The sequence below is a fragment of the Pseudoxanthomonas sacheonensis genome, from assembly GCF_031455975.1.
In the GTDB taxonomy this organism is placed as follows: Bacteria; Pseudomonadota; Gammaproteobacteria; order Xanthomonadales; family Xanthomonadaceae; genus Pseudoxanthomonas_A; species Pseudoxanthomonas_A sacheonensis_A.
The window spans coordinates 314,000-336,998 of sequence record NZ_JAVDTT010000003.1; the positions used below are offsets into that span (position 1 = coordinate 314,000).

The window sequence follows — 22,999 nt, forward strand, 5'->3', positions numbered from 1 at the left end:
TAAATCCGCGGCGTCCGGCGGATATGCCGATAATGAATCTCCAGACGTCAATTCGGCTTATACGCCGCGCCCGCCAGCGTTCCAGTACCTACCAAGGCTTTCCGACGAACGGCATCAATTCCGCGCGGCATCGGTGATTTCGCCGAGCTCTTGGAGCAAGGCGGTGGCGTAGCTGCCGGGCGGCAGCGAGAACGACAGCGATAGCACGGCCTCGTCCAGCCATGTCCAAGTCAGCCCTTCGGCGACCAGACGCAGGGCACGACGCTCCTGTTTCAGCCCCGCGTCTTCCAGGCCTTTGCGGAACATCAGCCCATCTTCGCCGTCCAAAGCCGCTCGCTCGACCTCGGCGCAGCGCGCCGTGCTACGCGGCTCTCCTGCCCCCCACAACGGCCCGCTGGGGTGGATATCGAAACGGGCCAGGCGATCGGCCAATGTCTCGTCCCAGGGTTCTGGTCCGAATACGCTGCGGCTGCCCGCCAGGATCCAGACCTCGCCTTCCAGTCCCGCGTCCCAACTGGCGTCGCGTACGCGCGCGGCCAGCACACGATTGAATAGCTCCGAGCGCGCTGCGGAAAGCAGGATCGAACGCTGGTCATGGCGCACGCGACGGCCCGCGAACATCGACAGCGCCGATTCGACGTTGTCGCCGCCCCGGCCGAACCGCTGTTCGCCGAACCAGTTGGGCAGGCCGCGGGCGGCGATCTGCCGCAGACGCTCCTCGATGAGCGCACGCTCGCCCGTCACGTCGCGCAGGACCAGCACGAAACGGTTTCCGGCCAGTGCACCCCGCGGCAATTTGCGGTTATGCCAGGTGGAGGACAGCACCTCCAGATCTTCGGACTGTAGGCGCATCGGGTCCGGCGCGATGCGTTTGGGCAAGTGCACGCTGAATCGCTGGCGCGTCACCGCGTGCCGGTCCTTCATGCCCGCGTAGCCGATGGCCATTTCCGGCAGCCCGGCCCAATCGGCCAGGCGCTTGGCCACCGCGGCGGTATTGAGGCCGCGTTTTTCGATGGTCAGCAACAGATGCTCGCCTTCCCCACTGGGCTCGAACCCCGCGATTTCCTCGACGAAGAAATCCTCTACGGTGGTGCGGATGCGGGCGCTGAGCACCGCTGCGCCGAAGGCACTGGGTAGCGGCTGGGTCACCTGGCCTTGACCAGCAGCACTACCGCCTGGGCGGCAATGCCCTCGCCACGGCCGGTGAAACCGAGTTTCTCGCTGGTCGTGGCCTTGACGCTGACCGCGTCGGTGTCGATGCCGAGGTCGGCGGCGATCAGCACGCGCATCGCTTCCGCATGCGGACCGACTTTGGGGCGTTCGCAAATCACGGTGATGTCGGCATTGCCCACGCGCCAACCGCCGTTTCCGCTGATCAGCGCGTTGCAATGGCGAAGGAAGGAACGGCTGTCCGCATCTTTCCATTGCGGATCGGACGGCGGGAAATGCCTGCCGATATCGCCCAGCGCCAGCGCGCCCAGCATCGCGTCGCACAGCGCGTGGATCACCACGTCGCCGTCGCTGTGCGCTTCGACGCCGCGATCGTGAGGCACGCGCACGCCGCCGAGCATGAGGTGGTCGCCGACGCCGAAGGCGTGGACGTCTATGCCCTGGCCGATGCGAATATTGGAAGTGTTGTGCATGCGGTGCGTCCAGATTCCATTGATGGCTATTGCCGTCATTCCCGCGAAGGGAATGACGGGCAGTGATCACCTCACGCCTCACGCTTCGAAAGTATGAACTCGAAACGCGAAAGGTCGGCCGGCGTGGTGATCTTGAAATTGTCCTCGCTGCCTTCGATCAGCAGCGGCCGCAAACCCTGCAGCTCCATCGCCATGGATTCGTCGGTGACCTCGACACCCGCCTTGCCGGCCTCTTCCAACGCCCGCGACAGCTGCAGGCGCCGGAACAGTTGCGGCGTCAACGCCCGCCATAGCCGTTGCCGTGGCTCGGTGCCGTCGATGCCGCCGTCGTCGCCGGCGCGTTTCAGCGTGTCGCGCACCGGCGCCGCTAGTATCGCGCCCACCGGATCGTTGCGGCCACGCTCCAGCAGTTGCTGCAGATCGTCCTGGCCCAAGTTCGGCCGCGCCGCATCATGCACCAGGACGAAATCATCGGCCCTAATCTCGGCCGGCAAGGTATTGAGCGCAGCCAGCACCGATTCGGCACGGGTGGTGCCGCCAACGCAGGTCAGGATCGGCTTGCCACTGAAGCTGTCCCAGCCCGGCCAGTCGGTGTCGTTCTCCGACAGCGCGACTACGGCGCCTTCCACTGCGGGATGCGCGAACAGAGCTGCAAGGGCGTAGGCGATCAACGGCTGTCCGCCGACACTCAAATACTGCTTGGGGATTTCACTGCCGAAACGAGTGCCACGGCCAGCGGCTGGCACAACGACCCAGATGCCGGGCATCAGCGGCCTTGCTCCGGCTGCGGAGCAGCGGTTTCTTCCGTGACCGGTGCGGGCGCAGAGGGCGATTCCACCACGCGGTAGAACTTCTCGCCCGGTTTGATCATGCCCAGCTCGCTGCGCGCGCGCTCTTCCACCGCTTCTTCACCCGATTTGAGGTCCTCGACTTCGGCCGCCAGGGCATTGTTGCGTTCCTGCAGGCCCTGGTTGTCGCGCCGCTGGTGAGCCACTTGGTTCTGCAAGCCAGTGACCTCGCCCCAACTGCCTTCGCCGAACCACAAGCGGTACTGCAGCCATCCGAACAGCAGCGCCAAGATCAGCAGTGGCCAGCCTAGGCGCCGCATCGCTTACCGCTTCAACGACACGAATGCGTCGCGGCCGGCGTAACGCGCGCGCTTGCCGAGCGCTTCTTCGATCCGCAGCAACTGGTTGTACTTGGCGACGCGATCGCTGCGGCACAGCGACCCGGTTTTGATCTGCGTGGCGGTGGTGGCCACCGCGATATCGGCGATGGTGGTGTCTTCGGTCTCGCCGGAACGGTGCGAAATGATCGCCGCGTAGTTGGCGTGGTGGGCCATGGAAACGGCTTCCAGCGTCTCGGTGAGCGTGCCGATCTGATTGACCTTGATCAGGATCGCGTTGGCGGTACCGGACTCGATGCCCTGCTTGAAGATCTTCGGATTGGTGACGAACAAGTCGTCTCCGACCAACTGGACTTTCTTGCCCAGGCGATCGGTCAGCAGCTTCCAGCCCGCCCAGTCGTCCTCGGCCATGCCGTCTTCGATGGTGATGATCGGATACTCGGCGGCCCAGTCGGCCAGGAAGTCGGTGAACTGCTCCGAGGTCAGGCGCTTGCCCTCGCCCATCAAGTGGTATTTGCCGTTGTCGTAGAACTCCGAACTGGCCACGTCCAGACCCAGCAGAATGTCCTCGCCCGCCTTGTAGCCGGCCTTGCCGATCGCTTCCAGGATGGTATCCAGCGCCTCGACATTGCTGCGCAGGTCCGGTGCGAAACCGCCCTCGTCGCCCACCGCCGTGCTCAGGCCATGGCCTTTGAGCACCGACTTGAGCGCATGGAAGATTTCGGTGCCGGCGCGCAGCGATTCGGCGAAGGAATCGAAACCGACCGGCAGCACCATGAATTCCTGCAGATCGACATTGTTGTCGGCATGCGCGCCGCCGTTGATGATGTTCATCATCGGCACCGGCAATACGACATCGCTGCCGTTGGCCAAGTGCTGCCACAGCGGCATCTTCTTGGAGGCGGCGACTGCATGCGCGTTGGCCAGCGAAACCCCGAGCAGCGCGTTGGCGCCCAGGCGACCCTTGTTCTCGGTACCGTCGATATCGATCAGGCGACGATCCAGGCCTTCCTGGTCGGCCGCATCGAAGCCTTTCAGCGCGGTGGCGATGGCGCCGTTGACGTTGGCCACGGCGTGTTGCACGCCTTTGCCCAGGTAACGGGTCTTGTCGCCGTCGCGCAACTCGACCGCCTCCTTGGAACCGGTCGAGGCGCCCGAGGGCACCATGGCACGGCCGAAGGAACCGTCCTCGAGCGTGACTTCCGCTTCCAGGGTGGGATTGCCGCGGCTGTCGAGGATTTCGCGGGCGTGGATCTTGGTGATTGAGGTCATGGGGGTCGAGTGCCGATTCAAAGGGAGGATTCGAGGAAACCGTTCTTCTTGGTGATGCTGTCCAGCGCCATCAGCGTTTCGAGTAGCGCCTCCATCTTGCCCAGCGGCCACGCGTTGGGCCCGTCGGAAAGCGCCTCTTCCGGCTTGGGGTGCGTTTCCATGAAGATGCCGGCGATGCCCACCGCCATCGCGGCGCGCGCAAGCACCGGCACGAATTCGCGCTGGCCGCCGGATTTTCCGTCCATGCCCCCAGGCAACTGCACCGAATGGGTGGCGTCGAACACCACCGGGCAACTGGTGTCGCGCATCACGCTGAGCGAGCGCATGTCGGAGACGAGATTGTTGTAACCGAAGCTGGCGCCGCGTTCGCAAGCCATGATCTGCTGGTTGCCGGTGGCCTTGGCCTTGTTGGTGACGTGCTTCATTTCCCAGGGCGACAGGAACTGGCCTTTCTTGATGTTGACCGGCAGGCCGGCACTGGCGACCTTGTGGATGAAGTCGGTCTGCCTGCACAGGAACGCCGGAGTCTGCAGCACGTCGACCACCGCGGCGACTTCGTCCAGCGGCGTGTACTCGTGCACGTCGGTCAGCACCGGCACGCCGATCTGCTTCTTCACTTCGGCGAGCACCTTCAGTCCTTCCTCCAGTCCGGGACCGCGGAAGCTGGTACCGGAAGTGCGGTTGGCCTTGTCGAAGCTGGATTTGAAGATGAAATTGATACCCAGCTTGCTGGTGATCTCTTTCAGCTTGCCGGCGACATCCAACTGCAACTGCATCGATTCGATGACGCAGGGACCGGCGATGAGGAAAAAAGGTTTATCGAGGCCGACTTCGAAATCACAAAGCTTCATGCACGTGCTTCCTTGAGCAGCTTGCCGCCCGCCTTCATTTCGCGCGCGGCGCGGATGAAACCGACGAACAGCGGATGGCCGTCGCGCGGCGTGGAGAGGAATTCGGGATGCGCCTGGCAGGCCAGGAACCATGGATGCTGGCTGCGCGGCAGTTCGATCATCTCCACCAGCAGGTCGTCCATGGATTTGGCGGAAATCACCAGGCCGGCGTCTTCCATCTGGGTGCGGTAGCGATTGTTGAATTCATAGCGATGGCGGTGGCGTTCGGCCACCACGTCCTTGCCGTACAGCTCGCGCGCCAGCGTGCCCGGTTTCAGACGCGCTTCCTGCAAGCCCAGGCGCATGCTGCCGCCCAAATCGGTGCGTTCGTCCCGCTTTTCCACCTCGCCGGTGGCGGTGCGCCATTCGGTGATCAGACCGATCACCGGGTGCGAGGACTGTTTGTCGTTCTCGGTACTGTTGGCGTCTTCCATGCCAAGGATGTTGCGCGCGTAATCAACCACCGCGGCCTGCATGCCGTAACAGATGCCGAAATACGGCACGCCGTGTTCGCGTGCGTAACGCGCGGTCACGACCTTACCCTCGAAGCCGCGATCGCCGAAACCGCCCGGCACCAGAATGCCATCGACATCCCCCAGGGCCGACATGTCTCCGCCTTCCAACTCCTGGGCTTCCAGCCATTTCAGATTCACCCGCGTACGCTGGCGCAGCCCGCCGTGCTTCAGCGCCTCGCCGACGGACTTGTAGGCGTCCTTGTGGTCCACGTACTTGCCGACCACAGCGATGGTGACTTCATCGAGCGGATTGAGCGTGGCGTCGACTGCCGCTTCCCATTCCGAAAGATCGGCGGGACCGGTCACCGGCAGCTTCAGCTGGTTGACCACGATCTCGTCCAGGTGCTGTTCGTGCAGTTCCAGCGGGATCTTGTAGAGAACATCGACGTCGCGCGCGGTGATGACGGCGCGCTCGGGCACGTTGGTGAACGAGGCGATCTTGCGGCGTTCGGAATCCGGCAGCGGTTGTTCGCTGCGGCACAGCAATACGTCGGGCTGGATACCGATCGAGCGCAGTTCTTTCACGGAGTGCTGCGTGGGCTTGGTCTTCAGCTCACCGGCAGCGGCGATGTAAGGCACCAGGGTCAGGTGCATGAACATCGCCTTTTCCTGGCCGCGCTCGGTACGGATCTGGCGGATGGCTTCCAGGAACGGCAGCGATTCGATGTCGCCGACGGTGCCGCCGATCTCGACCAGGGCCACATCGAAGCCCGCGGTGGCCTCATCGATGCAGCGTTTGATCTCGTCGGTGATGTGCGGAATGACCTGCACGGTGGCGCCCAGGTAGTCGCCGCGGCGTTCCTTGCGGATCACGTTCTCGTAGATGCGCCCGGTGGTGACCGAGTTCTTGCGGCTCAGGCGGGTGCGAACGAAACGCTCGTAGTGGCCCAGATCCAGGTCGGTTTCGGCACCGTCGTCGGTGACGTAGACCTCGCCGTGCTGGAACGGGCTCATGGTGCCCGGATCGACGTTGATGTAGGGGTCCAGCTTCATCATCGTGACCCGCAGGCCGCGGGCTTCGAGGATAGAGGCAAGCGAAGCGGCGGCGATGCCCTTGCCAAGCGAGGACACTACACCGCCGGTAACGAAAATCAGGGGGGTCATGGCTCGAGGCCTCCCGGAAAGCCATAGTTTACCGGTTGGCGGGCCCGGCCGCACCGTTGACTTGTGGTCGGGTCCTTGTTCCAGCAGGTCCAAAATGCGGACGCCCCGGTGAATCGGGGCGTCCAAGTGCTCGGCTGGTAGGTAATTCCCGACTCAGCGCTCGCTGCGATCCCGCTTGTCCTGGCCAGCCTCTTCCTGGCGCGCTGCCTTGCGCTCTGCCCGGCGCTCGCTCCAGGACTTCTTGGCGCCGCCCGACGCCGTATCGGTCGGCTGGCTGGTGATAGCGCTATGGGTCGCCGCCGTCGCATTGCCGGATACGCTCGTTACCGCCTGGTCATCGGCATGAAGCGCTCCGTTGGCCGCGGCGTCCGCGCCGACGCTAGTGCTCGCCTGTCCCGACGACCGGGTCGCCGCTTTGGAGAGGCCACCGACGGCGCCCAACGTCGCGTCGCCGGCGGCCTGCGTCGCACCTGTAGCGCTGTCGACCGCCTGCGTGCCTGCCGATGCTGCCGCCGAGGTAGCGGCCGCTCCTTCGGCGTTGGCGCGAGCGACGGTCCTGCGGGCGGCACGCGTGGTCTGCTCGACCGCGTCGGTATTGGCGCCTACCTCGGCGCGCGCGCCTACGACACCGCTCACGTTGGCGGGTCCTGTCTGTACGCCCGCACCGCCGCCAACACCTAAGTTGCCGCCCAACACCTGAGCGGACGCGATGGGGGCGGCCAGCGAAGTGGCGAGCAGGATGGGCAGGAAATATTTGTTCTGCTTCATGGTCGATATCCTCGTTTCTATCTGTCGGGGGACACATCAGAGCCGCTCTGCTTGCAGCAGCGGGCCGACCCTAGGCAATGCCTGCCGGCTCCGGGCTGAACCACCCTCACCCGCGCCGGCGAATAGATAAAGGCCAGTCGTTCTTCGCCAAAAACCTTTTTCAATACAGAGAGTTGCGACGCAAAAACGGATGAACGCCCGACAACAAAAAAAGCGCCCCGACATGCGGGGCGCTTTTGGGCCAGACGAGCCCTTAACTACTTATTCGTCGGAAGAAGGGCGCGCAATCAAGGTTTGCGCTCTTCCTCTTCTTCCTCGGTGTCCGATTTCTTTCCGCTTTCGCCTTTGGCTTTGGCCTTGGCTGCGGCGGCGGCTTCGTTCTGGGCGCGGCGCTGGGCCTTCTTGTCGGCGTCGGACTGTTCGTCCCCTGCCGCTTCCGCGGTGCGGTCAGCCTTGGTGTCGGCCTTGGACTGGGCAAACGCCGCCGTGGCGGTCACAGCGGCGGTGATGACGCCAAGGATGAGCAGGATGCGCTTGTTCATTGAGATTCTCCGTTTGCTGCCGGCTGGGACATATGACGTCTACGTTGCCGTGCGGACTACGCGAAACATTAGTCCCCCCCGACCTACTTGCTACTGAACGTGCAAAAAATGACCCCAAGCCGCACACTTCGGGGCTGTAGTCGCCCTAGAAAAAGTCCTGCCCATTCCATGAATACCCGCTACAACGCAGCCGACATCGAAGTCCTTTCCGGCCTGGACCCGGTCAAACGCCGTCCAGGCATGTACACCGACACCACCCGGCCCAACCATCTGGCCCAGGAAGTCATCGACAACGCGGTCGACGAAGCGCTGGCGGGGCATGCCAGCGAGATCGAAGTGATCCTGTTCAAGGACGGCAGCTGCCAGGTCAGCGACGACGGCCGCGGCATGCCGGTGGATATCCACCCGGAAGAGAAGATCTCCGGCGTGGAACTGATCCTTACCCGCCTGCATGCCGGCGGCAAGTTCAACAACCGCAACTACACCTTCAGCGGCGGCCTGCACGGCGTGGGCGTCAGCGTGGTCAATGCGTTGTCGAAGAAAGTGGAGTTGTTCATCAAGCGCGATGGCAACGAATACCGCATGGAATTCCGCGACGGCGATGCGGCGTCCAAGCTGGAAGTGGTCAACACGGTCGGCAAGAAGAACACCGGCACGCGTCTGCGTTTCTGGGCCGACCCGAAATACTTCGACACGCCGAAATACAACCTGCGCGCGCTCAAGCATCTGCTGCGCGCCAAGGCCGTGCTGTGCCCGGGCCTGACCGTGAAACTGTCCGACGAGGCCAGCGGCGAGCGCGATGAGTGGCATTACCGGGACGGCTTGCGCGATTACCTGCTGGGCGAACTTCAAGGGCGCGAACTGCTGCCGCCGGAGCTGTTCACCGGCCAGTTGTCCAAGCAGAGCGAGATCGTGGACTGGGCCGTATCCTGGATTCCCGAGGGCGAACTGGTGCAGGAAAGCTACGTCAACCTGATCCCCACCGCCCAGCACGGCACGCATGTGAACGGCCTGCGCAGCGGCCTGACCGACGCGCTGCGCGAGTTCTGCGATTTCCGCAACCTGCTGCCGCGCGGGGTGAAGCTGGCGCCGGAAGACGTGTGGGACCGCGTGGCCTTCGTGCTGTCGCTGAAGATGACCGACCCGCAATTCAGCGGCCAAACCAAGGAACGCCTGAGCTCGCGGCAGGCCGCCGGCTTCATCGAAGGCGCCGCCCACGATGCGTTCTCGCTGTGGCTCAACCAGCACACCGATTTCGGCGAACGCATCGCCCAGCTGGCGATCGAACGCGCCAGCGCGCGCCTGAAGACCGAGAAGCAGATCGTCCGCAAAAAGGTCACCCAGGGTCCCGCCCTGCCCGGCAAGCTCGCCGATTGCATCAGCCAGGATCTCTCGCGCACCGAACTGTTCCTGGTCGAAGGCGACTCCGCCGGCGGCAGCGCCAAACAGGCGCGTGACAAGGATTTCCAGGCCATCCTGCCGTTGCGCGGCAAGATCCTCAACACCTGGGAAGTGGCTTCGGGCGGCGTGCTGGCTTCCAACGAAGTGCACGACCTGGCCGTGGCCATCGGTTGCGATCCGGGCAAGGACGACATCACCGGCCTGCGCTACGGCAAGGTGGTGATCCTTGCGGATGCGGACTCCGACGGCCTGCATATCGCCACGCTGCTGACCGCGTTGTTCCTCAAGCATTTCCCGGCACTGGTGCAGGCCGGCAACATCTTCGTCGCCATGCCGCCGCTGTTCCGCGTGGACGTGGGCAAGCAGGTGTTCTACGCGTTGGACGAGGAAGAGAAGCGCCTGCTGCTGGAGAAAATAGAGCGCGAGAAGCTAAAAGGCGCGGTCAACGTCACCCGCTTCAAGGGCCTGGGCGAAATGAATCCTTCGCAGCTGCGCGAATCCACCATCCACCCCGACACGCGCCGACTGGTGCAGCTGACCAACGAAGACGACAGCGGCACGCGTTCGCTGATGGACATGCTGCTGGCGAAGAAACGCGCCTCCGACCGCAAGGCGTGGTTGGAGCAGAAGGGCGATCTGGCTTCGCTGGAAGTCTGAGAACGGCTATTCCTTACTACCTGCCGTGGCGACGGCGCGGGCATCCAGAACACGGACGGAATCCTGCGGCGCGGCTGGAACAGAAGGGCGATCTCGCTTCGCTGGAAGTCTGAGAACGGCTATTTCTTACTGCCTGCCGTGGCGACGACGCGGGCATCCAGAACACGAGCGGAATCCTCCGGCGCGGCTGGAGCAGAAGGGCGACTTGGCTTCACTGGAAGTCTGAAAACGGCTATTCCCCATCGCCCGCCGTGGCGACGGCGCAAGCATCCAGAACACGGACGGAATCCTCCGGCGCGGCTGGAGCAGAAGGGTGGTCTGGCCTCGTTAGAAGTTTGAAAACGGCTATTCCCTACTGCCTGCCGTGGCCACGGCGCAACGTTGACTGCCTACGGAGCTCTATATCTGGCGCGGTCGCGTCACCGTGAACACTCCGATCAGCACCAGCACGGTGCCGGCGATCTGCCAGACGCCCATCGGCTCTCCCAGCAGGAACAGGCTCAACACGATGGTCGAGATCGGGCCGATCGTTCCGAGCTGCGAAGCCAGCGCGGAACCGAGCCTTTGCACCGCCATCATCGTGGCCAGCACCGGCAGCACCGTGCACAGGGTGCCGTTGAGCAACGACAGCGTGTATATCTCCGACGGCAGCTCGAACAGCGAATGCCATGGCCGCATCAGCAGGAAATGCAGGATGCAGAATCCGGCCGCCACCGCGCTGGCATAGGCTGTCAGCCGCACGGCGCCGACCCGCGCCACCACTTCGCCGCTGCCGACCAGATAGGTCGCATAACTGAGCGCGCTGAGGAAGACCAGCAAGCCGCCCAGCGCGATGCCATCGCCGCCGATTTCCAAATCGTGCGCGAAAGCCAGCGCCACACCGAGGTAACTGATCGCCAGCGCCAACAGCTGGCGCGCCGCGGGTTTGCGCTTGAACACCAGCACGCCGATCAGAAGCACCAGCGTGGGAGTGAGATACAGGATCAACCGCTCCAGCGTCGCGGTGATGTATTCCAGTCCCGCGAAATCCAGGAAACTGGCCAGGTAATAGCCGCTGAAACCCAGTCCAACGACCTTCCAGCGGTCGCTACCGCGCAAACGGAAACGTTGCGAATCGCGGCGAGCCCACCCTGCCATCAAGGCGAAGAACGGCAGCGCCACCAGCATGCGCAGCGCAAGCAGAGTGATGGCGTCGGCGCCGTAACGATAGCCGAGCTTGACGATGATGGCCTTGCCGGAAAAAGCGATGGCGCCGAACAGCGCCAATGCGATCCCCGACCACGGATGCCCCGGCCGGGTTGGCGGTTGGTTCCGGACGTCTACAGGCAGCGTTTCGTCCGGAACAGACGCGGTTTCGCTCATGCCAGCATCTGGTCGATCAGTTCGCGCAGCACGATCTGCGTGCGCGCCGCCTTGCCGGCATCCCACTCGAAACTGTCTTCGTCCATGTAGATGCGCTGGCTGATTTCCAGTTGCACCGCCTGGATGTTCTGCGCGGGGTCGCCGTACTGGCGGGTGATATAGCCGCCTTTGAAGCGGCCATTGACCACGAAGTCGTGGCGATCCTGCGCTTCCAATACCGATTCCAGCCGCGCCTGCAGCGCCGCGGAGCAACTCGTGCCTCCCGCCGTTCCCAGGTTGAGGTCGGGCAATCGGCCTTCGAACAGGAACGGCACCACGCCGCGGATCGAGTGCCCTTCCCACAAGCCGGCACGGCCGTGCTGCGCATGGATGCGCTGCAGTTCGCCCGCCAGCGCACGATGGTACGGACGCCAATAGCGTTCGACGCGCTCCGCCACTTCGGCTTCGTCGGGATCCTGGCCGTCGCGATACACGCGTTCGCTGCTGAACTGCAGGTGCGGACAGAGGCCGGTGGTGTTCTGCCCGGGATACAGGGACACATCGTCCGGTGGACGGTTGAGGTCGATCACGTAGCGCGAATAGTGGGGAACGATCATCGAAGCGCCGAGCTCGCGCGCGAAATCGTAGAGTTTCGAGACGTGCCAGTCGGTATCGGGCACGCGCCGCGCGGAATCGGCCAGGCGTGCGGCGATGTCGTCGGGAACGGCGGTGCCGTCGTGCGGCAGGCTGATCAGCAGCGGCGCGGTGCCGCGGTGCAGGGTATAGGTTTCCATGCGCCCAGTTTAGCTTTTGCGCGCTCGCGCGGCTTTCTTCGGCAGCTCTTCGGCCGCTGGCAGCGCACCAGGGAACCCGGATGCGGTGCCGCGCACCGATTCCAGTTCGCGCATGCGCTTCTGCCCGTATTCCCACTCCTGCTCGGTGGTTTCGGTCAGCAGCGCTTCGGCTATCGCCATCAACGCCACGCTGGAATCCCACACCGAAGGAACCGCGACTCGCGCCGGCAACACGTGGGTGGCCAGGCGCGAGATCGGCGACAGCCACTGATCGGTGACCAGCACTACCTTGGCCTGACGTTTGCTGGCGGCCTGAGCCAGGCGCAACAGGCTGGGCTGGTAGCGACGGATGTCGAATACCAGCAGCACGTCGCGCTTGCCCATATCCAACACCTGGTCGTACCAGTTGTCCTCCTGGTCCTCCAGGTGATTGATGCCCGGGCGCAGGATGCGCAACTGCACGGACAGATAGCGTGCCAACGCATCGGTGAAACGTCCGCCGATCAGATGCAGACGATTGCGGCGATCGGCGAGCAGGCGCACGACCTGGTCGAACTCGGTAGCCGGCAGGTGGCTGAAGGTCTCGTGCAGATTGCCTTCCAGCACGGTCGCGAATTTCTGCAGCCGCGGCGCGGCCGCACCACCGCTACGGCGTGCGGTGGTAGGCGACTTGCTCAAAGGGGAACTCAGCTGGGCGGTGAGTTCTTCGCGCATCACCCGCTGGAAATCCGGATACGAGGCGAATCCCATCCGCGCCACCATGCGCAGGACGCTGGGCGCGCTGACGCCGACTTCGCGCGCCAGGTCGCTGGCGCTCTGCAGGCCGGCGACCGGATAGTCGGCCAGGATCCGCTGCGCCACCCGCCGCTCGCTGGCGGGAAACCCCGCCAAACCGTCGCGCAATCTTTCCATGACCGTCCGCATGATCCAGCTCCGACTTGACAACTGCCCTCTATTGTTAGACTTTCTTCAGGAAAGGCAATCTTCATCTGTTTTGTACTTTCCGTTACATGACGGCGGACGACCCATGGCAATGGCGGCGGTCAGCGCAGCGGACCAGGAAAACAGCGCGGTGGCGGTGAGCAATCGCGACGGCGGCGGCGCGTTCGTACTGACCTGCGACCACGCCAGCGCGCATATCCCGCCCACCTACGCCGGCCTGGGATTGCCGGCGGCGGACCTGCAGCGTCACATCGCCTGGGATATCGGCGCGCTGGGCCTTTCCGAAAGACTCTCCGGGCTGCTGGATGCGCCGCTGCTGCATCCGACTGTCTCGCGCCTGCTGCTGGATGTGAACCGGGATACCGACGCGCACGATTCGATCGTCGTCACCAGCGAAGACACCGTCATCCGCGGCAACCATTCGATCGACACGATCGAGCGCCAGCACCGGCGCGACTGGATCTACGCGCCCTATCACCGCGAAATAGAAACCATCGTGGCCGCGCGCATCGCCGCGCGCAAACCCACGGCGATGATTTCGATCCACTCTTTCACCCCTGTGTTCAAAGGCGTGCCGCGCCGCTGGCAGGTGGGCGTGCTGTCGCACCGCGACCGTCGCATGGCCGACCCGTTGCTGCACGCCTTGCGCGCGGATGCCGGACTTGAAGTAGGCGACAACCAGCCGTATGCGCCGCGCGACGGCGTGTACCACACGCTGGAGCGGCATGCCGAAGCCCATGGCCTGCCCTGCGTGATGCTGGAGATCCGCAACGACCTAATCCGCGACACCCCGGGGCAACTGTCCTGGGCCGAACGGCTGGCGCCGCTGCTGTTGCGCGCCTTCGAGGACGTCCACGCCGTTGAGGGGGCGGCCGCGCGTCGTTAACCACTACCCACCGTTGTAGCCACCGCAAGGGGATTGGAAATGTCCGAACCATCGAGTGTCCAATACACCAAGGTAGACCAGAGTTATTTCGAGAAACGCGGATTGCGGCGCTACGCCGGCGTGTGGTCGTTGTGGGCGCTGGGCGTGGGCGCGGTGATCTCGGGCCACTTCTCCGGCTGGAATTTCGGCCTGGCCAACGGCTGGGGCAGCATGTTGGTGGCCGGCATCATCATCGCGGTGATGTATCTGGGCCTAACCTTCTCCATTGCCGAAATGAGCCCGGCATTGCCGCATACCGGCGCGGCCTATTCGTTCGCGCGCACCGCGATGGGCCCATGGGGAGGATTCCTCACCGGGCTGTCTGAAAACGTGGAGTACGTGCTGACTCCGGCGGTGATCGTGTTCTTCATCGGCAGCTACATGGGAGGAATCTTCGGCACACCCGCCGAAGCGCAGCCTTTGTGGTGGATCGGGTTCTACATCCTGTTCGTCGGCCTGAACGTCATCGGCGTGGAGCTCTCCTTCCGGATCACTTTGGTGGTGACGCTGCTGGCCTTGGGTTGCCTAGTGGTGTTCTGGATCAGTGCATTGCCGCACATAGATTTCAATCGCTGGGCCCTGAATATCGGCGCCGGCCCCGATGGCGCACCGGTGGAACTGGCCGAAGGCGGCGGCAGCTGGTTCCCGTTCGGCTGGAAAGGCGTGCTGGCCACGCTCCCGTTCGCGGTCTGGTTGTTCCTGGCGATCGAGCAATTGCCGCTGGCCGCAGAGGAATCCGTGGACCCGAAACGCGACATGCCCAAGGGCATCATTCTGGGCATGCTTACCCTGATCGTTTCGGCATTCATGATCATGTGGCTGAACCCGGCCGTGGCCGGCATCGGCTCTTTCAAGCTGGCTACGTCTGGGGAGCCGCTGCTGGACGGCTTCAAGGCGATCTACGGCGAAGGCACCGCCAAGCTGCTGGCGGGCGTAGCGGTGCTGGGCCTGGTAGCCAGCTTCCACACCATCATCTTCGCCAAGGGCCGGCAGATCTATTCGCTGGCGCGTGCAGGCTATTTCCCACCTGGGCTTTCGATCACGCACGGCACACGCAAGACGCCGCATGTGGCGATGGTGTTCGGTTCGATCGTCGCGCTCGGGGTGATGTTCGCACTGTGGTTCGGACTGGGCGCCGACCACGGCGGCAAGGTCATCGGCGCGACGCTGCTGAACATGGCGGTATTCGGCGCGATGTTCAGCTACTTCATGCAGGCGCTGTCGTTCATCGTGTTGCGCAGAAAGCTGCCCAACATCCATCGCCCGTATCGGAGTCCGTTCGGCATATTCGGCGCGGCGTTGACCATGATCATCGCGGTGGTAACGCTTTTCTATCAGATCAAGGACCCCGCCTACAGCACCGCGGTCATGTGGGTGGCGATCTGGTTCGTGGTCGGCATCCTGTACTTCGCCGTACGCGGACGCCATCGCCTGATCCTGTCGCCGGAAGAGGAATTCGCGCTGGAACACAAGCTGAAAGCCGGCGCCTGACCGTCACGACAGAGCGGCGGCGCGCAAGCGCCGCCGCATGCTTCCTACTCACGGAAACCGAAATGACCTCACCCTTTAGCTTCGCCGAACTCAAGCGCGCCGTCGCCGACGGCAGTATCGATACCGTGCTGGCCTGCATGGTCGACATGCAAGGCCGTCTGATCGGCAAGCGCTTCCAGGCCGAGTTCTTCATCGACAGCGCACACGACGAAACCCACGGCTGCAACTACCTGCTGGCCGACGATATCGACATGGAACCGGTGCCCGGCTACGCCGCGGCAAGCTGGGATAAAGGCTACGGCGATTTCGCGCTCAAGCCCGATCTGGGAACCTTGCGCCGCATCCCTTGGCTGGAAGGCACGGCACTGGTTTTATGCGACGTGCTGGATCATGAGCACCACGACCTGCCGCACAGTCCGCGCGCCATCCTCAAGAAACAGATCGCGCGGCTGGCCGAGCGCGGCTACGTGGGTATGTTCGCTTCGGAACTGGAGTTCTACCTGTTCGACGAAAGCTATGTGGACATCCACGCCCGCGACTACCGCAATCCGAAAACCGCCGGCTACTACATCGAGGACTACCACATCCTGCAAACCACCCGCGAAGAGCCGGTGATGCGCGCCATGCGCAAGGGCATGCAGGCCGCGGGCATTCCGGTGGAGAACACCAAGGGCGAATGGGGGCCGGGCCAGGAAGAAATCAACGTGCGCTACGCCGAAGCGCTGGAAATGGCCGACCGCCACGCGATCATGAAGAACGGCTGCAAGGAGATCGCCATGCAGCACGGCAAGGCGATCACTTTCATGGCCAAGTGGCGCTACGACCTGGCCGGCTCCAGCAGCCACATCCACAACTCGTTGTGGAGCGCCAAGACCGGCAAGCCGCTGTTCCTGGACGCCAAGGCCGAATACGGCATGTCGGACCTGATGCGCGCCTGGGTGGCCGGACAGGTCAAGTACGCGCGCGACATCACCTGGTTCCTGGCGCCGTACATCAACTCCTACAAGCGCTTCCAGGCGGGCACTTTCGCTCCGACCAAGGCCGTGTGGAGCGTCGACAACCGCACCGCCGGCTTCCGCCTCTGCGGCGAGGGCGGCAAGGGCATACGCATCGAATGCCGGATCGGTGGTGCCGACCTCAATCCCTATCTAGCCTATGCGGCTCTGATCGCGGCCGGATTGGCTGGCGTCGACGAGAAGCTGAAATTGAGCAAGCCCTTCTCCGGCGATGCCTATGGCGGCGAGAAACTGCCCGAAGTCTCCAAAACCCTGCGCGACGCCACCGATGCACTGCGCGGTTCTAAGATGTTGCGCAAGGCGCTGGGCGATGAGGTGATCGATCACTACGTGCACACGGCCGAATGGGAGCAATCCGAATGCGACCGCCGGGTGACCGATTGGGAGTTGCGGCGCGGGTTCGAGAGGTATTGAAACAATCCTCTCAGGAACGACGCGGATCGCGACGGGGTCCTCTCAGAGCTTCATCGATGCTTGCGTCGTCCCTAACAAAATATGATTTGGAGACCCGATGATCTGGTTTGATGCTTCTTTGTATGAGCCGGCGGACGATAGAACGCTGCAGCGCGCTATTGCAGCAATGCTCGGCGTTGCCGAAGAGAGCGTTAGCGTCGTTCACGGCATCGACGAGATCGAGACCGCGCCGGTGACGTGCGTTGTCGGGAATCCAACCGCCGATACGTATTCCCAGCTCATCACCCTCTACTTGCCCGAGCCTTTGCCAAACCTCGATATTGTTGAAGGTGCTTCGCGTCTAGCTATAGCGCTCGACCGATCCCTACTGTTGACGAATGATGCGACGGCGAACCCTTACTCTTTCGTACAAATATCCAATTCCGGACAGCGATCTGTTGTCTTGGTCGATCCTGGCGAGCTAGACGAGAAGAATCGCTACGTCGTTCGAGAACAGGGCGCTTGGCTGGAGATAAGTTCGACATGACAGCCCGGCCTGGCGAGCGATCGTAGGGCAAGAACATGAATAGCATCTGCGCAAGCAGAGTTCTAAAAACGTATTGAGGATCGCATGAGCAACGAAGTAAAGCTGGTTTCTCCCGTCGACGGCCGCGTCTACGCCGAACGCCACTACGCCAGCGACGAGACCGTGGCCGCGGCGCTGGAAGCCGCCGCACAAGCGCAACGCGTTTGGAAGAAGACTCCGCTGACCGAACGCGCCAGGTATTGCACGGCGGCGCTGGAAGCATTGCTGGCTATGCGCGACGAGATCGCGCCGGAGATCGCCTGGCAGATGGGCCGCCCCGTACGTTACGGCGCCGGCGAGCTGCGCGGGGTGGAGGAACGCGCCCGCCATATGATCGCCATCGCCGCGGACGCGCTGGCCGATATCGACTCCGGCGAAAAAACAGGCTTCCGCCGCTTCGTCCGTCGCGAACCGCTGGGCACGGTGTTGGTGATCGCGCCCTGGAACTATCCCTACCTCACTGCGGTGAACTCCATCTTCCCCGCATTGATGGCCGGCAACGCGGTGATCCTGAAACACGCCACCCAGACCCTGCTGGTGGGCGAGCGCTTCGAACGCGCGTTCGAGCAGGCCGGCTTGCCCACGGGCGTGTTCCGCAACCTGCTGCTCGATCACGAGCAGTCCGCGCGGGTGATCGGTTCCGGCCGCGTGCAGCAGGTCAACTTCACCGGTTCGGTGGAAGGCGGGCGCGCTATGGAACGCGCCGCCAGCGGCCACTTCCTCGGGCTCGGCCTGGAACTGGGCGGCAAGGATCCGGCCTATGTGCGCCACGATGCGGACCTGGAGTTCACGGTAGAGAACCTGGTCGACGGCAGCTTCTTCAATTCCGGGCAGAGCTGCTGCGGCATCGAACGCATCTATGTCGATCGTGGCGTGTATCCGGAATTCGTGGAGCGTTTCGCCGAACTGACCCGCGGCTACGTGCTGGGCAACCCTCTGGACGAGGCGACCACGCTCGGCCCGCTGGTCAAGGCCGCCAGTGCCGACTTCGTGCGCGGACAAATCGCCGCCGCCATCGCCGGCGGCGCGCGCGCGTTGATCGATGGCGCCGCCTTCAGCGCCGACGCCATCGGCACGCCCTACCTGGCCCCGCAGGTGCTGGTCGACGTCGATCACTCGATGTCGGTGATGCGCGAGGAAAGTTTCGGCCCGGTGGTCGGAATCATGCCGGTGGACGGCGACGCGCAAGCGCTGCAACTGATGAACGACAGCCCGTACGGCCTCACCGCTTCAGTGTGGACGCGCGATCTCGAGGCCGCCGAACGCATCGGCGGCGACATCGCTACCGGTACGGTGTACATGAACCGTTGCGACTATCTGGATCCGTCCTTGGCCTGGACCGGCGTCAAGCACACCGGACGCGGCGCCACTTTGTCGCGCGTGGGCTATGAAACCCTTACCCGGCCCAAATCCTTCCATCTGCGCCACGACATCACCCAATGAGAAGCCTCGAATGACCCTCCGCGCCAACTGGAACTACCCCACCTCGATCCGCTTCGGCGCAGGGCGCATCAGCGAACTGGCCGAAGCCTGTCTGGCCAGCGGCATCCGCAAGCCGCTATTGGTGACCGATGCAGGCCTGGCCAACGCACCGATCACCACGGATGCGTTGGCGTCGTTGCGCGCTGCCGGACTGGATGCGGAACTGTTCGCCGATCTGAGACCGAACCCGGTGGAAGCCAATCTCAACGCCGGCCTGCTGGCGTATCGCGACGGCGGTCACGACGGCGTGGTGGCCTTCGGCGGCGGCAGCGGTCTGGACACCGGCAAGCTGATCGCTTTCATGAGCGGGCAATCGCGCCCGGTCTGGGATTACGAAGACATCGGCGACTGGTGGACCCGTGCGGACCCCGACGGCATCGCCCCCATCATCGCCGTGCCCACCACCGCCGGCACCGGTTCGGAAGTCGGTCGCGCGGGTGTGCTGACCGACGACAGCACCCATACCAAGAAAATCATCTTCCACCCGAAGATGATGCCGCGTGTGGTGATCTGCGATCCGGCGCTGACCGTAGGCATGCCCGCGAAGATCACCGTCGGCACCGGCATGGATGCGCTATCGCATTGCCTGGAAGCCTATTGCGCGCCCGGCTATCACCCCATGGCCGACGGCATCGCGGTCGAGGGCATGCGCCTGGTCAAACAGGCGCTGCCGCGCGTCTTCGCGCAACCGGACGATATCGAGGCGCGCGGCGACATGATGGCCGCCGCCGCGATGGGAGCCACCGCCTTCCAGAAAGGGCTCGGCGGCATGCATGCGCTGTCGCATCCGGTCGGCGCGCTGTACGACACCCATCACGGCATGACCAATGCGGTGTTCATGCCCTACGTACTTGCCTTCAACCGCAGCGCGATCGAGGAACGCATCGAGCGGCTGGCAGCGTATCTGCGGCTTCCGCGCCAGGATTTCGCCGGCTTTCTGGATTTCGTGCTGGAATTGCGCGCGTCGCTGGGCGTGCCGCATACGCTGGAGGAATTCGGCGTGAACGGCGATCGCGCCGGTGAGATCGCGGTGATGGCCGAAGCCGATCCGTCGGCGGGAGGGAATCCGGTGAAGTTCGACTCCGCGGCGGCGGCCAAGGTGTTCGATGCGGCGTTGAGTGGCCGCGTGTAGTTCCTTCTCCCGGGAAGGAAAGCGCCAATCACCGCATCAACACCACTTCCTCCGCCGAAGTCGGGTGGATCGCCATGGTGTCGTCCAGGTCCCGCTTGGTGATGCCCTTCTTCAAGGCCACCGCGAATCCCTGCAGGATCTCGTCCGCGCCTTCGCCCAGCAGATGGATGCCGACCACCCGCTCTTCCTCGCCCACACAGACCAGCTTGACCAGGCTGCGTTGCGGCGAATCGGCCAGCGCGTGCAGCATCGGGCGGAAGCGGGCGCTGTAGGTCTTCACCATCGCATCTCCATGGCGTTCGCGCGCCTCGGCTTCGGTAAGGCCGACCATGCCCAACGGAGGATGCGCGAAGACCACCGTGGCGATGTCGTCGTAGTCGAGCTTGGCATCGGGCTTGCCGCCGAACAGGCGGTCCATCAGGCGACGCGCGGCGGCGATGGCCACGGGAGTAAGCGCGAGCCGGCTGGAAACGTCGCCCACCGCATGCACGTTGGCGACGCTGGTGTCCTGGAATTCGTCGACCACCACGAAACCTTCGCCATCGATGGCCACGCCGATATCGTCCAACCGAAGCTGCCGACTATTGGGCGTACGGCCAGTGGCGAAGATCACGCTGTCGAAAGGCTCGCTGGCCTCTCCGTTGCGGGCATGCAACACCCGCTGTTCGCCCCTCTGTTGCAATGAGGCCAATGGATGCGCGAAATGGCAATGGACGCCGTGCTGCCTGAGATTCTCCGCCAGTTCGTCGGTCAACTCGTGGTCGAAGGAATCGAGCAGGCGTGGACCGCGCAAGAACAGTTCCACCTTGCTGCCCAAGGCCTGCAGCACCCCACCCAGTTCGACGGCGATATAACCACCGCCGATTATCGCGACGCGTTCCGGCGCGTCGCAGAGATTGAAGAAATCGTCGGAGACCAGCCCCAGTTCCGCGCCTGGGATATCGGGACGCTTCGGCTTGCCGCCGGTCGCGATCAGTACATGCGCGGCGGTGATGCGCAAACCCTGGTGGGTTTCCACCGTATGCGCGTCGATGAAATGCCCGCGGCATGGCAAGTGCACGACCCCGGCCGTGTCCAAGCGCTTGCGATAGCTGTCGTGGATGCCGGCGATGTAACGCTGGCGATGGACGATGAATTCGCGCCAGTCGAGTTTTGGCGGAGGCAAACCGAATCCCAGCCGTGAGGCCATATCGATGCGCTGCGCCAGTTCGGCCGCCAGCCACATCGCCTTCTTCGGCACACATCCCACATTGACGCAGGTGCCGCCGAACTCGCCAGGTTCCAGCAGCGCGACGCGCGCCCCATGCGATGCGGCGCGGAAAGCGCCGGCCAGGCCGCCGGAACCTCCACCGATCACCACCAGATCGTATTCGTAGGCCGGTGAATTAGTGCTCACAGGAAACGCTCCATGCGATAAGGCGCCGGATCGATCGCGGTCGTATTCCCGGCGATCAAGTCCGCCATCAATTGTCCGCTGGCCGCGCTCATGGTGACGCCGAGCATGCCATGCCCGGCCGCCAGCCAGAGCTTGCGTTTGCCGGGCACGCGGCCGAGCACCGGCAAGTCGTCCCAGGTCATCGGCCGCCAGCCGTACCAGCGCTCATGGACGACCGCACCGACCGGTTCGTGCAGGTATTCGCCCGCGCCGCGCTCCAGCGCAGCCAGCCGTGTCGCATTCAAGGTCTCGTCGTAACCGGAAAACTCCATGGTGCTGCCCAGGCGGAAGCCGCTCTCCCACACGGTCACGCAAACCTGCCGATCCTTCAGCACCATCGCGCGCCGGGGCACCAGGGAAGGGCGCGAATAAGTGATCGAGTATCCCTTGCCCGGCTGGATGGGCAGTTCGATTCCCAGCGTGCGCGCCAACGCCGGCGACCAAGCGCCTAGCGCGATGACCGCATCGCTGCCGCTGCGCGGACCCAGACTGGTTCCCACGATCACGCCGTTGGCGGAGTCCTGCAGCGAATCGACGCAGCAATTTTCCTCGATTGCGCCGCCGCGTTCCCGCACCACCCTCGCGAGCTCCGCCACGTAGCGATCCGGACGCAGGCGCGCATCCTCCGGGAATCGAACCGCACCGACTACCCCGGGTTTCAACGCGGGTTCGTCGCGCAGATAGTCGGCGCCATCGAATATCTCGCTGACGACGCCGAACTCGCGCAGCGATTCGCACTCTTTCGCGTAATGGTCGAAGTTCGCCTGCTGCCGGAATACGTAATCGAGCCCTTCCTCGGCGAACTCGCATTGCAGCCCGTAGCGCTCCACCCATTCGGCCAATCGACTGCGCGAATCGTTGAGGATCGCCGAACGCGATTGCGTGCTCTGCCGCCAATCCTTGAGGTTGCAGCGGGCGGCGAAATGCGCCAGCCAACGCCACAACCCGGGATCCAGCCGCGGTTTCAGGTACAGCGGCGCATCCGGGGTGAACATCCAGCGCAGACCCAGCGCGATCGTGCCGGGGGCCGCCAGCGGTGGCGCGTGGCTCGGGGTGATGGTGCCGCAGTTGCCGTGCGACGCGCCGCTGCCGACCGTCGCCGCTTCGAGCACGCGCACGCCCCGACCGGCGTCGATCAGCGCCAGCGCCGTAGCCAGGCCGATCACGCCGCCGCCGATGATCAGTACTTCATCGTGTTGTGCATTCATCGCCCTAGTCTAGGGCAGCGGCCGACTTGTGTAATCCCGAACACGCTTGACACCGCTTCCTGCGCGTCGTCCCGCCGATAGAGCCGATCAAATTGCGCTCTTGCTTGTCGGAAATATGTCGAACCGCATCGACGCGGCGTAACCGGAAATATCGCCGATAAATGTTAGTTGACAATAGTTTCAACTGCTAACTAAGTTCGATGGCCGAAAGCGCATCACGCGGGAAGCAGAACCTTCCGGACGGCTTTCGGTTATCGGTATCAAGCACTCTGAATCGCGCACTCTGGGTACAGCCAGTTCCGAATCCGGAACATCCACGCCAACCATCAAGGGGTC

21 protein-coding genes are annotated in these 22,999 nt (G+C 63.8%); 7 read left to right on the forward strand and 14 right to left on the reverse strand.

Annotated elements, in window-relative coordinates; all coding sequences use genetic code 11:
* Positions 1-114: 114 nt before the first annotated feature.
* From truD to J2W94_RS13705, 9 genes are all read right to left on the reverse strand, one after another.
* Positions 115-1,149, reverse strand: coding sequence for a tRNA pseudouridine(13) synthase TruD (gene truD, locus J2W94_RS13665; protein ID WP_310094447.1), 1,035 nt, complete (start codon positions 1,147-1,149; stop codon positions 115-117).
* Complete coding sequence (gene ispF / locus J2W94_RS13670) at positions 1,146-1,643, reverse strand: 2-C-methyl-D-erythritol 2,4-cyclodiphosphate synthase (RefSeq protein ID WP_310094450.1); 498 nt, start codon at positions 1,641-1,643, stop codon at positions 1,146-1,148. The genes truD and ispF overlap by 4 nt, the downstream gene beginning before the upstream one ends.
* Before the next feature lie 71 nt (positions 1,644-1,714).
* Entirely contained in the window at positions 1,715-2,413 is a 699-nt protein-coding gene (gene ispD, locus J2W94_RS13675; RefSeq protein ID WP_310094884.1) for a 2-C-methyl-D-erythritol 4-phosphate cytidylyltransferase, read from the reverse strand.
* The gene (gene ftsB / locus J2W94_RS13680; protein WP_310094452.1) at positions 2,410-2,751 is read right to left on the reverse strand and encodes a cell division protein FtsB; all 342 of its coding nucleotides are present in this window, start codon (positions 2,749-2,751) and stop codon (positions 2,410-2,412) included. Before ftsB ends, ispD begins: the two co-directional genes overlap by 4 nt.
* 3 nt (positions 2,752-2,754) lie before the next feature.
* Positions 2,755-4,041, reverse strand: a complete 1,287-nt coding sequence (gene eno, locus J2W94_RS13685; protein WP_310094454.1) for a phosphopyruvate hydratase — start codon at positions 4,039-4,041, stop codon at positions 2,755-2,757.
* A gap of 17 nt (positions 4,042-4,058) precedes the next feature.
* On the reverse strand, positions 4,059-4,892 hold the full coding sequence (gene kdsA, locus J2W94_RS13690; protein ID WP_310094456.1) for a 3-deoxy-8-phosphooctulonate synthase: 834 nt from the start codon (positions 4,890-4,892) through the stop codon (positions 4,059-4,061).
* Positions 4,889-6,550 carry a CTP synthase gene (locus J2W94_RS13695; RefSeq protein WP_310094458.1) on the reverse strand — a complete coding sequence of 554 codons (1,662 nt, stop codon included), beginning with the start codon at positions 6,548-6,550 and terminating at the stop codon, positions 4,889-4,891. Before J2W94_RS13695 ends, kdsA begins: the two co-directional genes overlap by 4 nt.
* Before the next feature lie 153 nt (positions 6,551-6,703).
* Positions 6,704-7,318, reverse strand: coding sequence for a hypothetical protein (locus J2W94_RS13700; RefSeq protein WP_310094462.1), 615 nt, complete (start codon positions 7,316-7,318; stop codon positions 6,704-6,706).
* A 287-nt stretch (positions 7,319-7,605) separates the two neighbouring features.
* Entirely contained in the window at positions 7,606-7,860 is a 255-nt protein-coding gene (locus tag J2W94_RS13705) for a hypothetical protein (RefSeq protein ID WP_310094464.1), read from the reverse strand.
* A 168-nt stretch (positions 7,861-8,028) separates the two neighbouring features.
* Between J2W94_RS13705 and parE the strand changes: the two genes are divergently transcribed.
* Positions 8,029-9,918: a DNA topoisomerase IV subunit B gene (gene parE / locus J2W94_RS13710; protein WP_310094467.1), complete on the forward strand. Its 1,890-nt coding sequence runs from the start codon at positions 8,029-8,031 to the stop codon at positions 9,916-9,918.
* 399 nt (positions 9,919-10,317) lie between these two features.
* Here parE and J2W94_RS13715 read toward each other — a convergent pair whose 3' ends face one another.
* From J2W94_RS13715 to J2W94_RS13725, 3 genes are read right to left on the reverse strand one after another with little or no spacing between them, the layout of a single operon-like run.
* Positions 10,318-11,280: a DMT family transporter gene (locus J2W94_RS13715; protein WP_310094469.1), complete on the reverse strand. Its 963-nt coding sequence runs from the start codon at positions 11,278-11,280 to the stop codon at positions 10,318-10,320.
* Positions 11,277-12,053: an N-formylglutamate deformylase gene (gene hutG, locus J2W94_RS13720; RefSeq protein WP_310094471.1), complete on the reverse strand. Its 777-nt coding sequence runs from the start codon at positions 12,051-12,053 to the stop codon at positions 11,277-11,279. Before hutG ends, J2W94_RS13715 begins: the two co-directional genes overlap by 4 nt.
* 9 nt (positions 12,054-12,062) lie before the next feature.
* Positions 12,063-12,977 (reverse strand): MurR/RpiR family transcriptional regulator, encoded by a 915-nt coding sequence (locus tag J2W94_RS13725; RefSeq protein WP_310094473.1) that lies wholly within the window; start codon positions 12,975-12,977, stop codon positions 12,063-12,065.
* A 103-nt stretch (positions 12,978-13,080) separates the two neighbouring features.
* Between J2W94_RS13725 and J2W94_RS13730 the strand changes: the two genes are divergently transcribed.
* From J2W94_RS13730 to J2W94_RS13755, 6 genes are all read left to right on the forward strand, one after another.
* Positions 13,081-13,881 (forward strand): N-formylglutamate amidohydrolase, encoded by an 801-nt coding sequence (locus J2W94_RS13730; RefSeq protein WP_310094475.1) that lies wholly within the window; start codon positions 13,081-13,083, stop codon positions 13,879-13,881.
* Positions 13,882-13,920: 39 nt separating this feature from the next.
* A complete protein-coding gene (locus tag J2W94_RS13735) occupies positions 13,921-15,411 on the forward strand; it encodes an amino acid permease (RefSeq protein WP_310094477.1) in 1,491 nt (496 codons plus the stop codon).
* Between the two features lie 62 nt (positions 15,412-15,473).
* The gene (locus J2W94_RS13740) at positions 15,474-16,841 is read left to right on the forward strand and encodes a glutamine synthetase family protein (protein ID WP_310094479.1); all 1,368 of its coding nucleotides are present in this window, start codon (positions 15,474-15,476) and stop codon (positions 16,839-16,841) included.
* Positions 16,842-16,938: 97 nt separating this feature from the next.
* The gene (locus J2W94_RS13745; protein WP_310094481.1) at positions 16,939-17,367 is read left to right on the forward strand and encodes a hypothetical protein; all 429 of its coding nucleotides are present in this window, start codon (positions 16,939-16,941) and stop codon (positions 17,365-17,367) included.
* An 84-nt stretch (positions 17,368-17,451) separates the two neighbouring features.
* A complete protein-coding gene (locus J2W94_RS13750; RefSeq protein WP_310094483.1) occupies positions 17,452-18,849 on the forward strand; it encodes an aldehyde dehydrogenase family protein in 1,398 nt (465 codons plus the stop codon).
* Positions 18,850-18,859: 10 nt separating this feature from the next.
* Complete coding sequence (locus J2W94_RS13755; RefSeq protein ID WP_310094485.1) at positions 18,860-20,020, forward strand: iron-containing alcohol dehydrogenase; 1,161 nt, start codon at positions 18,860-18,862, stop codon at positions 20,018-20,020.
* A 28-nt stretch (positions 20,021-20,048) separates the two neighbouring features.
* Here J2W94_RS13755 and gorA read toward each other — a convergent pair whose 3' ends face one another.
* Positions 20,049-21,416 (reverse strand): glutathione-disulfide reductase, encoded by a 1,368-nt coding sequence (gorA, locus tag J2W94_RS13760; protein ID WP_310094487.1) that lies wholly within the window; start codon positions 21,414-21,416, stop codon positions 20,049-20,051.
* Entirely contained in the window at positions 21,413-22,663 is a 1,251-nt protein-coding gene (locus tag J2W94_RS13765; protein WP_310094489.1) for an NAD(P)/FAD-dependent oxidoreductase, read from the reverse strand. The genes gorA and J2W94_RS13765 overlap by 4 nt, the downstream gene beginning before the upstream one ends.
* Positions 22,664-22,999: the final 336 nt, after the last annotated feature.